Raw genomic sequence first — 12,448 nt, forward strand, 5'->3', positions numbered from 1 at the left:
GACAGTCTGTCTAGCCGATCTGGCCGCGCGGCTCGATGCTCATGAGCCTCGAGTGCCTGCGCAGCCGGAACCGCAGGGAGAGTCCGCCCGATCGCGCGAGCAGCACGGCGACGACGATCGCGGCCAGGCACGGGACTGCACCAGAGACCACCATTGCTGCGCGTGCACCGAAGACCTCGGCCAGCCATCCCATGACCGGGCTTCCGAGCGCCTGGCCACCGACGGCGATCATCGAGTACAGCGCCATGACGCGGCCCCGGATGATGCGGTTGGACGAGAGCTGCACGATCGCCTCTGCCGTGGTCGAGAACAGCATTCGCATGAATCCGATGCTCGCCAGCACGACGAGGAAGACGCTCAGCACTGGAGCGAGTCCGGTGAGAATGAGCGTCAAGCCGAACAGCCCTGCCGCAAACACGATGAAGCGGAGCCGGAAGGTGATCCTCCGGGTGGATGCGATCGCACCGACGAGCGCACCGACCGCGGCCGCCGAGCTGTAGAGTCCGTAGCCCGCCGCGCCTGAACCGAACACACTGTCGGCGAACGCCACGAGCAGCACGGGCAGGTTCATACCGAAGGTATAGACGAAGGCGAGCATGACCATGGGCCAGAAGATCGACGGCTTCGAGCGTATGTAGCGCAGCGCCTCGCGGATCTGGCCCTTGGCGTGCTCGACCACGAGCGAGGGCAGCAGTTCGGACTTGCGCATCGCGAGGAGTGCGGCGATGACGAAACATCCGGCGAGCGAGTTGATGCCGATGGCCCAGCCCGCGCCGACGAGCGCGAGCATGACGCCGCTGATCGCCGGCCCGACGAGACCGCCGAGGTGCCAGATGGAGGCGTTCACGCTGATGGCGTTGCTGAGGTGGCGCTGGCCGACCATCTCGTTGACGAAGACCTTCTTCGCTGGCTGGTCCACGACATCCACGAAGCCGAGGAGGCACGCGGTGAGGTAGACCTGCCACACCTGCACGATCCCCGTGAAGACGAGGGCCGCGAGCACTCCGCAGAGAACCACCGCCACGCTCTGGGTCGTGACGAGCGTCGGGCGCTTCTTGAACCGGTCAGTGATGACGCCGCCGAAGGGGCCGAAGAGCAGCATCGGCCCGAACTGCAGGCCGGCGGTGATGCCGACCGCCGTCACACTGCCCGTGAGTTCGAACACGAGCCAGTCGATCGCGATGCGCTGCATCCACACCGAGGTGTTCGAGATCGACTGCGACATCACGTAGAGCCGATAGTTGTGGATGCGCAGGGAACTGAAGGTGTCGCGCCACCGCGGCGGCTTCAGAAGCACGGGGATAGGCGCCGTTGCGGTGTCATCTACCGCAGAGTCAGGAGCCATTAGTTAAGGATAGATCGAGCTGTCACATTCGACGCCATTATCCAAGCTATAACTAACATTACATTTCTCAATGGCCCTCCCCACCTTCGTGTCGTGAGGTCTGGCGGCCAGCAGTGGGTGTCAGTCGCGGACGTAGCCACCCTTGGTCAGGCCCGCCTCGATCTCGAAGCGGTTCTTCAGAGGATCGCGGCCGGCGAAGAAGTACAGCACCGGCATGAGCATGCCGTAGCGGGACCACTGCTTCCTGTGCACCGCCTCGTGCTCGAGCACGTCATCCGTGACGTTGTCGTCGGTGAGATACACCCCGCCGACGCAGGAGCCGCCGCGCCCAAAGGTCCACTTCGGCATCCCGCGAAAGACGACGAGACCATTGCGGCGCTCGATGTGGCCCGTGCTCCAGATGAAACCCCAGGCCAGACCGACGGCCGTGGCATAGCCGTAGCCGACCCGGCTGATCGGGGAGTCGAGCAGAACGGCCTTGGTCGCGCGGAAGACAGACATGATCTCTCCACCGTAACGAAGTAGCCGGTTCGCCGTGCGCCGGAGCGTCCTGTATACGATGAGGGCAGCAGCACCTCCCCGCACCACTGTCGATCGGAGAGCAATGTCAGCAGCACGCTTCCTCAACCCGCAGGCGCTTCACACGCCCCACGGATACAGTCACGTCGCTGAGTCGACGGGCCGCAGAACCATCTACCTCTCGGGCCAGGTGGCACTCTCCCCGGAGGGCGAGATCGTCGGCGGCAGCGACACGAGACTCCAGACCGAGCAGGTCTTCGCGAACCTCTCCACCGCGCTCACAGCCGTGGGGGCGGCATTCGAAGACGTCGTCAAGCTCACCTTCTTCATGATCGACATGGCCGACTTCCCCGCAGTACGGGAGGTGCGGGACAGGTTCGTGAACACCGCGCATCCGCCGGCCAGCTCGGCAGTGCAGGTCAGTGGCCTCGTGTTCGACTGGATCCGGCTCGAGGTCGAGGCGATCGCGGTCGTCGACTGACGCGCGCCTCGATCCGCCCGCTACCTCAGGCGCCGGGGACGAGGGCGAAGTCGACGCGCGCGGTCGCGAGACGCTTCTGGATGACGGCCACGGCATCCGGACTCTGGTCGACGAGCACGAAGCGGCGGCCGAGCGCGGCCGCGACCACCCCGGTCGTGCCCGAGCCCGCGAAGAAGTCGAGCACCCAGTCACCCTCTCGGCTGGACGCCTGCACGATGCGGCGCAGGATGCCCTGCGGCTTCTGCGTGGGATAGCCGGTCTTCTCCTTGCCGGTCGGCGAGACGATCGTGTGCCACCAGACATCCGTCGGCAGCTTGCCGCGCGCCGCCTTCTCGGGCGTGACGAGGCCCGGAGCCATGTACGGCTCGCGATCCACCTCATCCGAGTTGAAGTAATAGGAGCTCGGGTTCTTCACGTAGACGAGGATCGTGTCGTGCTTCGCCGGCCACCTGCTCTTCGATTTGCCACCGTAGTCGTAGGCCCAGATGATCTCGTTGAGAAAACTCTCCCGCCCGAACAGGGCGTCGAGCAGCACCTTGGCGTAGTGAGCCTCACGGTAGTCGAGATGCAGGTAGAGCGTGCCGTCATCGGCGAGCAGGCGCCAGGCCTCGGCAAGACGCGGTTCAAGGAACGACCAGTAGTCCTCGAACTGGTCGTCGTAACTCATCAGGTCGCCGCGGATGCGCTCGTACAGCTCACCCTTGAACCCCTTGATGGTTCCGGATGCACTGCGCACGCTCGTCGTGGACTGTCGCGCCTGGCTGCGGCCGGTATTGAACGGCGGGTCGAGGTAGATGAGAGTAAACGCGCCTTCGGGGAGAGCGGCGATCACGTCGAGGTTGTCGCCGTGGATGACCAGGTCGGCTCCGGTGGGCGACCAGGCGGTGGGCATGGTGCCATTGTCGCATCCCGTGAGTTGTCGGCGGACATCGAGCCGAAGGCTGAACCGACTTCGCAGGCTCAGTCGGCGCTGGCGTCGCAGGACCGCTCCGCGCTCCTCATAGCTCCAGCGCGCATAGAGGCCCACCACGCCCCGCCTTCGGCTCGGTGTCCGACGACCGTTGCGCGGGATGGACACGCGGGCGGGTTGACTAGCGGCGGTCGGAGACGTCTATCGTGACCTTGCCGTTGAAGATGCCCTTGTCACCATCGCCCGCGAGGGGCGCCGGCGCGGGAAGCCTCGTCTGTCGGTCCTGTTCCAGAGAGGCCTCATACCTGGCTGGCGCGAACACCTCGTCGCCGATGCCCATGAGGCCGCCACCGTGGCCCGAACTCTTCCTGCCCGTGGCGCCGGAGAGATCGATGAGGCGAAGTCGCTGCAGCAGGTAGCCGAACGCAGCAATACCGAGCACGATTGCGCCGAAGACCCACCATTCCATCGCTTAAGCCTAACCGGTGGATCACCTGCCGTCAGGGAACGCGGTACAGCCACTCCTCGGTGGCGAACTTCTCGTCCACGAGCTGGCGTGCCTTCGCCAGCTCGTCCGGCGTCACCTCGCCATCCGTCGCTCCGTAGAGTCCGACGAACGTGGCCTTCATCTTGTCGATGATCTCCGCTCGGCTGAGGCCGGTCTGGCTGCGCAGCGGGTCGACACGCTTGTTCGCGCTCTTGGTGCCCTTGTCGCTCATCTTCTCGCGGCCGATCCGCAGCACCTCGACCATCTTGTCGCCGTCCATGTCGTAGCTCATGGTCACGTGGTGCAGCACGGCACCGGTGCCGAGACGCTTCTGCGCTGCACCGCCGATCTTGCCCTTGGCGCTCGTGATGTCGTTGAGCGGCTGGTAGAACGCTTCGATGCCGAGAGACTTGAGCGCGGTGATGACCCACTCGTCCAGGAACGCGTAGGAGTCTGCAAAGGTCATTCCGTGCACGAGATCGCTCGGCGCGTAGATCGAATAGGTGATGACCGAGCCCGCCTCCATGAACATCGCACCGCCACCGCTGATGCGCCTGGTCACCTGGAAGCCGTATTTCTTGGCGTTGTCCATGTCGACTTCGTTCTTCACCGACTGGAAGCTGCCGATCACGACCCCCGGCTTGTCCCATTCCCAGATGCGCAACGTCGGCTTGCGACGCCCCGCACCGACCTCCTCGGCAAGCACTTGGTCGAGCGCCATCTGCAGCAAGGGTTCGTAGGCTTCGCCGTGGATGATTTGCCAGTCATAGTCCCGCCAGCTCGTCGCGTGGGCGAGCGAGCGTCGCACCGCGACGGCGACCGCCTCCGCAGAGAAGCCGAGCAGGGTCGCGCCCTCGGGGAGCGCACCGCGCACCGCGGCCGCGATCGTCACGGCATCCGCGTCCTCCGGCAGACCGTTGACCGCCGCATTGATGGACTCGAGCGCACTGTCGGGCTCGAGGAAGAAGTCACCCGCGAGACGAAAGTCCGCGATCCTGCCATCCGCGATCTCGAGGTCGACCACCACGAGCTTGCCGCCTGGCACCTTGTATTCACCATGCATGGGTGCTCCCTCAGTTCCTTTTCCCCAGCTTATTCCGCCGGGACGGTGTCTCCATGGCCCCGCAGGCGAAGGCGAGCACGCAGGCGCACGGCCGCCTCATCGAGCGCGGCGGGCACAGCGCCCCGGTCGATACCGCTCGGGTGGAACTCGAACGGCGACCACGACGGCCAGACGTGCACATGCACGTGCGGCACCATGTACCCCTCGATCATCAGCCCCGCGCGATCCGATTGCCACTCCTCGCGCTGGGCGAGGCCGATCTGGCGTGCGACGGACATGAGGTGTGCCACGAGCTCCTCCGGCAGATCGAGCCAGCGGTCGACCTCGAGTCGCGGCACCACGAGCGTGTGGCCCGGCTGCCTCGGTTCGATGGTGAGGAAGGCGACCGCACGGTCATCCGTCCAGATCATGCGGGCAGGCGCGCGCCCCTCGATGATGTCGGTGAAGATGCTGGCCATGGATGCGCGGCTCACGCCTTCGTGCGAGAGGCGGGCAGGCGGTCCTTCAGCCACGCGATCGTGTCGGTGAACACCTGCTCGCGGTTGGTCTCGTTGAAGACCTCGTGGCGGGCATCCGTGTAGACGATGAGCTCGACGTCGCTCAGGCCACTCCTGGTGAGGTAGGCCTGGGCCAGAAGCTCTGCGCTCTCGGTGCCGCCGAAGGAGTCGTCGCTGCCGATCTGGATCAGTACCGGCAGGTCGTTCGGCAGGTTCTTCGCCGGGCGCCCGAGCAGTCGCAGGCTGTCGGCGAGGCCGAACAGCTTGATCGCCTTCGCGCTGAAGGTGAGCGGATCCCTCTCGAAGTCCCGCGCGACGGCGGAGTCTCGGCTGAGCCACTCGTTGCCCGTGGTTCCGAACTGCTTGTGCCGGGCGTTGAGGTCTCCGCCGTTCATGTGCTGGAAGGTGCGATACGCCGTGCCGGTGAGCACGAGCGCGTCGTACTCGCCGGAGTGCCGGTTGACGATCTTCTGCGCGATGATCGAGCCCCAGCTGTGGCCGAGCAGCGCGAGGGGGAGCCCAGGATTCTCCGAGCGGATGAGGTCGGTCAGCTCGCGCACGGACTCGACCGTTCCGCGCATCCCGGTCGGCCCCAGCCTGCCGAGCTTCGAACTGTCGCCGCCCCACTGCTCCAGCCCGGTCTGACCGTGGCCGTAGTGGTCGTCCGCGTAGACGGTGAAGCCCGCGGTGACCAGCTTCTGCGCGAGCTCCTCGTAGCGCAGCGCGTGGTCGCCGAGGCCGTGTGCGACCTGCACGACGCCGATCGGCTTGCCCGCCTTCCACTGGTAGAAGTGCACCCTCACTCCCCTGGCGTCGACGAAGGTGCGGTCCTGACGCGCTGCGGTGAATTGGATCACGATCACTCCCTGACGACGATGCTGATTGCCCAGTGTACGGCGAGGGGTGCGCCGTCGTGCAGCACTTCGAACAGAGAAGGCGCCGATACCCCAACGGCCTCTCGAATACTCCTTTAGTTAGCCTAGCTAATTTGCTATGCTAACTATTTGTGCCTCACAACAACTCTCCGGAACTCCGGCTTGCCATCCAGCGGCTGAGCCGACGCATCCGCGCCATGGCTGCCGATGACCAGGTCACCGAGGGCCAGCGTTCCGTGCTGTTCCAACTCGACAACCATGGCCCCCAGACGCTCGGTTCGCTCAGCGAGCGCGAGAAGGTCACGCCGCCCAGCATGAACCGCACCACGACCGCACTCGTCGCCGCCGGTCTCGTCACGAAGGCGACCGCGGAAGACGACGCACGCAAGATCACGCTCGATCTCTCGGATGCCGGCCGCGCCTTCGTGAAGGAGACCAGGCGCCGCCGCGACGCCTGGTTCACCAAGCGGCTGGCCGCCCTCGACCCCGAACAGCGGCAGATCCTCGAGGCGGCCACGCCCATCCTGCAAGAACTCGCCGACCAGTGACGTCCATGTTTCGCTCCCTCACGGGCTACAACTATCGAGTCTGGTCCGGCGGCGCGATCATCTCCAACATCGGCACCTGGATGCAGCGCACCGCCCAGGACTGGCTCGTACTCACGCAGCTCACCCACAACGATGCCTTCGCCGTCGGCGTCGTCATGGCCCTGCAGTTCGGCCCTCAGTTGCTGTTGCTGCCCGTCACGGGTCTTGCCGCGGACCGCTTCAGCCAGCGCAAGATCCTCATGGTCACCCAGTCGACCATGGGGCTGCTGGGGCTGCTGCTCGGCATCCTCACGGTGACGAACCTCGTGCAGCTCTGGCACGTCTACGTGTTCGCCCTTCTCCTCGGCTGCACCGCGGCGTTCGACGCCCCGGCCCGCCAGACCTTCGTCTCCGAGCTGGTCGGACGCCGCAACCTCTCGAATGCCGTGGCCTTGAACTCGGCGTCGTTCAGCGTGGCCAGGATGATCGGCCCGGCCGTTGCAGGCCTGCTGATCGCCGTCATCGGCACAGGCTGGGTGTTCCTGATCAACGCGGCCTCGTTTCTTGCGGTGCTCACATCGCTCCTGCTGCTCCGCACCGGCGAGCTGAGGGCAGCACCCAAGGCCGTGCGAGGGCGCGGCAACCTCGCGGAGGGATTTCGCTACGTCTGGAAGCGACCAGACATCATGGTCATTCTCGTGATGATCTTCCTCATCGGAACCTTTGGGCTCAACTTCCCCATCTTCATCTCGACCATGGCCAAGATCGAGTTCAACGCGGGAGCAGCAGAGTTCGGCGTGCTCTCGTCGATCATGGCGCTCGGCTCCGTGGCCGGCGCGCTGCTGTCGGCCAATCGGGCGGCGCCGCGCATGCGCTACCTCTTCGTCGCGGCCGCAGCCTTCGGAGTCTTCTGCGCGGCCTCGGCGGTCATGCCGTCGTTCTGGCTGTTCTCCCTCGCGCTGATCCCGGTCGGCGTCGCCGCGCAGACCTTCATGACCACGGCCAATGGCGCGGTGCAGCTCGGATCCGACGCCGCAGTGCGCGGGCGTGTGATGGCCATCTACATGGCGATCTTCATGGGAGGCACCCCCATCGGCGCGCCGATCGTGGGATGGGTGGCCAACCAGTTCGGGCCGCGCTGGGGGCTGGGAGTGGCCGCAGCATCCGGTATCGCTGCACTGTTCGTCGGACTGTACTGGCTCGTGAAATACCGCGGACTGCGCGTGCACTACGCCGCTCGCCGGTTCAGCCTCAGCCACACGGCATCCCGTGACGCGGAGGCCGCCAAGCAGGCGCTCGCAGCGGAGGAAGCTGCCACAGACAAGGTGTGACTCGGAGGAGATGCACAATATTTCCCGATTCGGTACCGGCGCCGTTGTAGGATTTGGGCACACAAGACGATCCGGGGGGAACGTTTATGCGACGCAAGCGCGGGCAGACCTGGGGACTGGTGCTTGACTCCATCGAGGGCGACCTTGTCTCGGGCAAACTCAAGCCGGGGGATCGCCTCCCTCCGGATCGGGAACTCGCCGGCAGACTCAACGTGCGACCCTCTGCCGTGCGCGAGGCCCTCCGGGTGCTCGAGGTACTCGGGCTTGTGCGTGCGCCCACAAACGCCGAGGCCGGCTCAGGCGTCATCATCGTCGCGTCACCGGCCGGCGGAATGGGCTCGCTCATGCGCCTGCAGGTCGCGGCCCAGGGCATCCAGGTCGAGGATGTCGTGCGCACCCGCCTGCTGCTCGAGACCTCGGTGGTCAAGGAGTTGGCCGCTCACAGCGAAGCCGCAGACCTGAGCTCGATGATCCAGCTACTCGACGCGATGGAGAGCCCGGAGCTCTCGCAGGGAGAGTTCCTCGCGCTCGACGCCCAGTTCCACCTCTCCCTTGCGGAAGCCGCGAACAACCAGGTGGTCACCGCCGTGATGGCAGGCCTTCGCAAGTCGATCGAGAACTTCGCTCTTAAGGGCGCTCCCGGCCTGGTCGGGTGGACCACAGTCGTCGACCGCCTTCGAGACGAGCACCGCGGAATCGCGATGGCCGTCATCGATGGCGACGGCGCGCTCGCCGCCGAGCGGGTCTACAACCACATCTCGAACTACTACGCAGAGACGCACCTCGTGCGAAGCATCCCATACCGCGGCTGACGGTGCGTGCCCTCAGGGCGACGGATCGGTCACCTCCAACCGGAACTCTGTGCAGTCGGATCAGCTTGAGGAGCCGAGCACAAAACATACACATGCTACAGTATGTGTATGGCAACCCTCGAACGCCGTGTCCAGGTGCTCTTCGACCCCGCCCAATACGCCGCACTGGAGGCGGAAGCTGCGGCTCACAAGCAGAGCGTCGCCGCGATCATCCGAGAATCCGTCGATGATCGCCTGCGAGCCCGCAAGGCGAGCAGGCACGAGGCGATAGAGAGGCTGCTTGCCAGCGCAGACAGAAGCGGGCCTCCCCTCGACTGGGAAGAAGAGAAGAAATCGTTCGAGCACGACCACCTGCACGATCTGTGATGACGGACCCCGCAGCTCTCCTCGACAGCGCGGTGGTCGGTCACGCACTGGGAGCCGACAGCCCGTGGAAGGCTTCCTGCCAGAAAGTACTCCGAATGGCCGAAGAAGACATATTCCGCGCGTATGCCAGCGTCGAGATGATCCAGGAGATCGTGCATCACCGCCTGCGTCGAACAGGCGATCGGCTCGGGTCGGTCCAGCAGGCCAGGGATGCCGCATCCGTCTGCACCCTGCTGAATTTCGACCGTGAGGTGCTCGACCTTGCTCTCGACCTCATCGAACGCATCCCCACGATCCGTGGCCGAGACGCTGTGCACGCGGCAACCGCGCTGGCCTATGGCATCGACCGTATTGTCTCGCCCGATCGCGCCTTCGACGGGCTCCCCGGGCTGAGCAGAATCGACCCGCGGGAGTTCGCGAGGAATTAGCCGTCGATCGTGGAGGCGCGCACGATCAATTCCGGCTGGAACACCACGTGCCGCGGCGCGAGCGTGGGATCCTCGGCCTCCTCGAGGAGAATCTCGACCGCGGTCTTTCCGATGAGCGCACTCGGCTGACGAATCGACGACAGCGGTACCACGGACGCGCTCGCGAAGTCGATGTCGTCGTACCCGATCAGCGCGATGTCACGGGGAACGTGCAATGCACCCTGCATATTGAGCGCCTGCAACACGCCCATCGCAATAAGGTCGTTTGCCGCGAAGACGGCATCCGGCCGATCCCGGGGATCCCGGGCCAGAATGGCGTTCCCCGCTTCCCGACCCTCCAGCACGCTGAGAGCCCGGGTGGGCACGACCTCGATCGAGACTCCCGGGTGCCGCGCCACCACCTTGCGGACTCCCTCCAGACGGTCGGCGACCTGGCGAATCTCCTGGGGCCCACCGACGAACGCGATGGCGCGCCTGCCCAGACTGATGAGGTGTTCGACCGCCAGACCGCCCCCGGCCACATCGTCCACCGACACGGAACTGTATGCCGCATCTGCACTCGTGCGGTCGACCAGCACGGCGGGGATACCGCGTTCGCGGAGACGACGCAGGCGAGCCGTGACGTCGCCGAACGGGGAGATCAGGACCCCGTGCATCCGCTGCTCTTCGAACAGATCGAGATAGCTGGCCTCTCGATCCGCCTTCTCGTCGCTGTTGCCGAGGATGACGGAAAGGCCGAAGACTGCGGCCTGGTCTTCCGCGCCTCGAGCAAGGTCGGTGAAGAAGGGGTTGCGCACGTCGAGCACAACCAGACCGATGGACTTGCTGTGGCCGGCGCGCAGCTGCCGCGCGGCGTCGTTGCGCACGAAACCGAGGGACTCGATCGCGGCACGCACGCGCGCGGCCGTTGCCTCGGTCACCTGACTTGGTCGATTGAGAACGTTCGACACCGTGCCGACGGAGACGCCGGCGAGTGCCGCGACCTCACGAACGCTCACCGCCACCGTCGCTCCACCTCGATCAGCTCCGAACCGTGCCGCGCAGAAAGCGCGAGTGTGCCCTCATTGTAAGGATTCAGCTGAGATCCACGTAATGCTGTGGGACCCACGGCGCGTTTCACGCCATGGAGGGGCCGGCCGCCGGAGGTTCCGGAATTGTTCGCCGCGGAGAACACGCGGCCAACGCCTAATCGCGCGTTATCAAACTGAAACGTTCTATGTGTACGCGTCCAGATTAGACCGCCGCAGTGGGAAGCGCGGTTCCCGGGCCCGGATTCAGGACAGCACTCGTGCAGTAGCCGCCATCCATGCCTGCAGCGCCTGCCACGCCGCGATATGAAACGAATCAATTTTCTGTTGACATCGGGATGGGCGGGTGCGACACTCGGATGGTTCTGAAACGTATCAGAAAGCTCCGAACGCCCGGGCGCACTGCCCGGAACGGGATTCTTCGTGATCCTGGTCTGCAATTACAACGACGTAACAGGAGGGTTGACATCTTGGTCAGCAAAAAGCACCTCATCCGACAGATCGCAGTACTATCCGCGACGGCAGTATTAGCGGCCGGCCTTGCAGCGTGCGGTAGCACCAGCGGCGGCAACACCACCGACGCCAAGGCGGGCAAGGACATCCTCATCGGGATGAACTCCGGGTTGGTTCCGCAGTTCCAGCGCTACGCCAAAGAATTCGAGAAGACTCACAAAGGCTTCAAGATCACCGTCAAGGCCGTACCCGACGCGCAGCCTGACTACATCCAACAGCTCGTCACCCAGGGGCTCAGCAAAGCCCTGCCCGACATCATCTTCAACTACGACTCACTGAACCAGACCCTCAACTCGAACCACCTGCTGTACGACCTCAAGCCGTGGCTCGATTCCGGTCACGACGGGCTCAAGGCATCCAGCTTCATTCCGGCGTTCCTCGACCAATACAGAGTCGGCGACACCGTCACCGGCATTCCGGTGAGTGCAGACACCGGCGTCGTGGTCATTCACACCGCCCTCTTCGAAAAGTACGGTGTCCCGGTGCCGACGGCGGACTGGACCACGGAAGACATGTACGCCGCAGCGAAGGCGATCACCGAGAAGTCGAGCGGAAAGGTGTACGGCATCAAGACCCCGCTCGTCGACGGTGCCTCTGTCTTCACTTTCTACCCCACGCTGAAGGCCTACGGCAGCGGCATCTATGACCCAGACACGAAGAAGTTCATCTTCGCTAACGAGGGTGGCATCAAGGCCTGGACGGAGCTCCTGCGCCCATACACCGAGAAGTTCGGCACGCCGTACTCTCTCGCGACCAACAGCACGCTGTTTGAAAGCAACCAGGACGCGATGGGCGTCGGCTCGACAGCTGGCATCGCCGGTCTCCGCGTGAAGATGAAGGACGCCTGGGATGTTCTTCCCATGCCGACGGTGAACGGCAAGTCGGGCACCGGCGGCGGTTCATACTCGCTCTCGATCAGCGCGAAGTCCGACAACAAGGAGGGCGCGTACCAGTTCATGGCGTGGTTCTACTCGACGGATGGTGGCATGAAGACCGCGCAGCCGGATGGAGTCATCCCGCCGACCGTCGATGGCATTGCGCACGGCGCCTGGCTGACGGAAGCGGCACCCGTTCCGCCGAGCTTCGTGAAGACCATCAAGGCCTCCGTTCCCAAGGCCATCCTTCCGAACCCGATCCCGGACGCCATCCAGCCGAAGGTTGTTCCCGCGCTCCAGACAGCCCTCCAGCAGGTCGTGTTGAAGGGAATGTCGATCAAGGAGGCGTACACGGCAGCGCAGGACGAGCTCAACAAGCTGCTGAAGTAGC

15 protein-coding genes are annotated in these 12,448 nt (G+C 64.9%); 7 read left to right on the forward strand and 8 right to left on the reverse strand.

Annotated features, from left to right (window positions below):
• Window positions 1–10: 10 nt before the first annotated feature.
• Window positions 11–1,345, reverse strand: coding sequence for an MFS transporter (locus ABUA28_RS08410; protein WP_349903595.1), 1,335 nt, complete (start codon window positions 1,343–1,345; stop codon window positions 11–13).
• Between the two features lie 120 nt (window positions 1,346–1,465).
• On the reverse strand, window positions 1,466–1,846 hold the full coding sequence (locus ABUA28_RS08415) for a Fe-S oxidoreductase (protein WP_349903596.1): 381 nt from the start codon (window positions 1,844–1,846) through the stop codon (window positions 1,466–1,468).
• Window positions 1,847–1,949: 103 nt separating this feature from the next.
• On the opposite strand from ABUA28_RS08415, the gene ABUA28_RS08420 reads away from it, so the two are divergent.
• Window positions 1,950–2,345, forward strand: coding sequence for a RidA family protein (locus ABUA28_RS08420; protein WP_349903597.1), 396 nt, complete (start codon window positions 1,950–1,952; stop codon window positions 2,343–2,345).
• 25 nt (window positions 2,346–2,370) lie between these two features.
• Here ABUA28_RS08420 and ABUA28_RS08425 read toward each other — a convergent pair whose 3' ends face one another.
• The 5 genes from ABUA28_RS08425 to ABUA28_RS08445 all read right to left on the reverse strand — a co-directional run bounded on the left by ABUA28_RS08425 (window position 2,371) and on the right by ABUA28_RS08445 (window position 6,159).
• Entirely contained in the window at window positions 2,371–3,237 is an 867-nt protein-coding gene (locus ABUA28_RS08425) for a DNA-methyltransferase (protein ID WP_349903598.1), read from the reverse strand.
• Window positions 3,238–3,436: 199 nt separating this feature from the next.
• Window positions 3,437–3,724: a hypothetical protein gene (locus ABUA28_RS08430; RefSeq protein WP_349903599.1), complete on the reverse strand. Its 288-nt coding sequence runs from the start codon at window positions 3,722–3,724 to the stop codon at window positions 3,437–3,439.
• 31 nt (window positions 3,725–3,755) lie between these two features.
• Complete coding sequence (locus tag ABUA28_RS08435; RefSeq protein ID WP_349903600.1) at window positions 3,756–4,805, reverse strand: lipoate--protein ligase family protein; 1,050 nt, start codon at window positions 4,803–4,805, stop codon at window positions 3,756–3,758.
• A 29-nt stretch (window positions 4,806–4,834) separates the two neighbouring features.
• Window positions 4,835–5,263 carry an HIT family protein gene (locus ABUA28_RS08440; protein ID WP_349903601.1) on the reverse strand — a complete coding sequence of 143 codons (429 nt, stop codon included), beginning with the start codon at window positions 5,261–5,263 and terminating at the stop codon, window positions 4,835–4,837.
• A gap of 11 nt (window positions 5,264–5,274) precedes the next feature.
• Complete coding sequence (locus ABUA28_RS08445; protein WP_349903602.1) at window positions 5,275–6,159, reverse strand: alpha/beta hydrolase; 885 nt, start codon at window positions 6,157–6,159, stop codon at window positions 5,275–5,277.
• Window positions 6,160–6,308: 149 nt separating this feature from the next.
• Between ABUA28_RS08445 and ABUA28_RS08450 the strand changes: the two genes are divergently transcribed.
• The 5 genes from ABUA28_RS08450 to ABUA28_RS08470 all read left to right on the forward strand — a co-directional run bounded on the left by ABUA28_RS08450 (window position 6,309) and on the right by ABUA28_RS08470 (window position 9,641).
• The gene (locus tag ABUA28_RS08450) at window positions 6,309–6,725 is read left to right on the forward strand and encodes a MarR family winged helix-turn-helix transcriptional regulator (RefSeq protein WP_349903603.1); all 417 of its coding nucleotides are present in this window, start codon (window positions 6,309–6,311) and stop codon (window positions 6,723–6,725) included.
• A 5-nt stretch (window positions 6,726–6,730) separates the two neighbouring features.
• Entirely contained in the window at window positions 6,731–8,035 is a 1,305-nt protein-coding gene (locus ABUA28_RS08455) for an MFS transporter (RefSeq protein WP_349903604.1), read from the forward strand.
• Between the two features lie 86 nt (window positions 8,036–8,121).
• On the forward strand, window positions 8,122–8,847 hold the full coding sequence (locus ABUA28_RS08460; RefSeq protein ID WP_349903605.1) for a FadR/GntR family transcriptional regulator: 726 nt from the start codon (window positions 8,122–8,124) through the stop codon (window positions 8,845–8,847).
• A 108-nt stretch (window positions 8,848–8,955) separates the two neighbouring features.
• Complete coding sequence (locus ABUA28_RS08465; RefSeq protein WP_349903606.1) at window positions 8,956–9,213, forward strand: hypothetical protein; 258 nt, start codon at window positions 8,956–8,958, stop codon at window positions 9,211–9,213.
• Window positions 9,213–9,641 carry a type II toxin-antitoxin system VapC family toxin gene (locus ABUA28_RS08470; protein WP_349903607.1) on the forward strand — a complete coding sequence of 143 codons (429 nt, stop codon included), beginning with the start codon at window positions 9,213–9,215 and terminating at the stop codon, window positions 9,639–9,641. The genes ABUA28_RS08465 and ABUA28_RS08470 overlap by 1 nt, the downstream gene beginning before the upstream one ends.
• Here ABUA28_RS08470 and ABUA28_RS08475 read toward each other — a convergent pair.
• Window positions 9,638–10,645, reverse strand: a complete 1,008-nt coding sequence (locus ABUA28_RS08475; RefSeq protein WP_349903608.1) for a LacI family DNA-binding transcriptional regulator — start codon at window positions 10,643–10,645, stop codon at window positions 9,638–9,640. The two genes, ABUA28_RS08470 and ABUA28_RS08475, sit on opposite strands and share 4 nt — an antisense overlap.
• Window positions 10,646–11,139: 494 nt before the next feature.
• Here ABUA28_RS08475 and ABUA28_RS08480 point away from each other — a divergent pair, with 494 nt between their 5' ends.
• Window positions 11,140–12,447: an ABC transporter substrate-binding protein gene (locus tag ABUA28_RS08480; protein WP_349903609.1), complete on the forward strand. Its 1,308-nt coding sequence runs from the start codon at window positions 11,140–11,142 to the stop codon at window positions 12,445–12,447.
• Window position 12,448 lies beyond the last annotated feature (1 nt).

The organism is Parafrigoribacterium humi (assembly GCF_040227205.1).
In the GTDB taxonomy this organism is placed as follows: Bacteria; Actinomycetota; Actinomycetes; order Actinomycetales; family Microbacteriaceae; genus Parafrigoribacterium_A; species Parafrigoribacterium_A humi.

Bases quoted from the DNA above. Each gene is read 5' to 3' on its own strand.
- ABUA28_RS08465 (WP_349903606.1), top strand. From the start codon at position 8,956: ATGGCAACCCTCGAACGCCGTGTCCAGGTGCTCTTCGACCCCGCCCAA.
- ABUA28_RS08420 (WP_349903597.1), top strand. From the start codon at position 1,950: ATGTCAGCAGCACGCTTCCTCAACCCGCAGGCGCTTCACACGCCCCAC.
- ABUA28_RS08410 (WP_349903595.1), bottom strand. From the start codon at position 1,345: ATGGCTCCTGACTCTGCGGTAGATGACACCGCAACGGCGCCTATCCCC.
- ABUA28_RS08470 (WP_349903607.1), top strand. From the start codon at position 9,213: ATGACGGACCCCGCAGCTCTCCTCGACAGCGCGGTGGTCGGTCACGCA.
- ABUA28_RS08415 (WP_349903596.1), bottom strand. From the start codon at position 1,846: ATGTCTGTCTTCCGCGCGACCAAGGCCGTTCTGCTCGACTCCCCGATC.
- ABUA28_RS08430 (WP_349903599.1), bottom strand. From the start codon at position 3,724: ATGGAATGGTGGGTCTTCGGCGCAATCGTGCTCGGTATTGCTGCGTTC.
- ABUA28_RS08440 (WP_349903601.1), bottom strand. From the start codon at position 5,263: ATGGCCAGCATCTTCACCGACATCATCGAGGGGCGCGCGCCTGCCCGC.
- ABUA28_RS08460 (WP_349903605.1), top strand. From the start codon at position 8,122: ATGCGACGCAAGCGCGGGCAGACCTGGGGACTGGTGCTTGACTCCATC.
- ABUA28_RS08425 (WP_349903598.1), bottom strand. From the start codon at position 3,237: ATGCCCACCGCCTGGTCGCCCACCGGAGCCGACCTGGTCATCCACGGC.
- ABUA28_RS08435 (WP_349903600.1), bottom strand. From the start codon at position 4,805: ATGCATGGTGAATACAAGGTGCCAGGCGGCAAGCTCGTGGTGGTCGAC.
- ABUA28_RS08455 (WP_349903604.1), top strand. From the start codon at position 6,731: ATGTTTCGCTCCCTCACGGGCTACAACTATCGAGTCTGGTCCGGCGGC.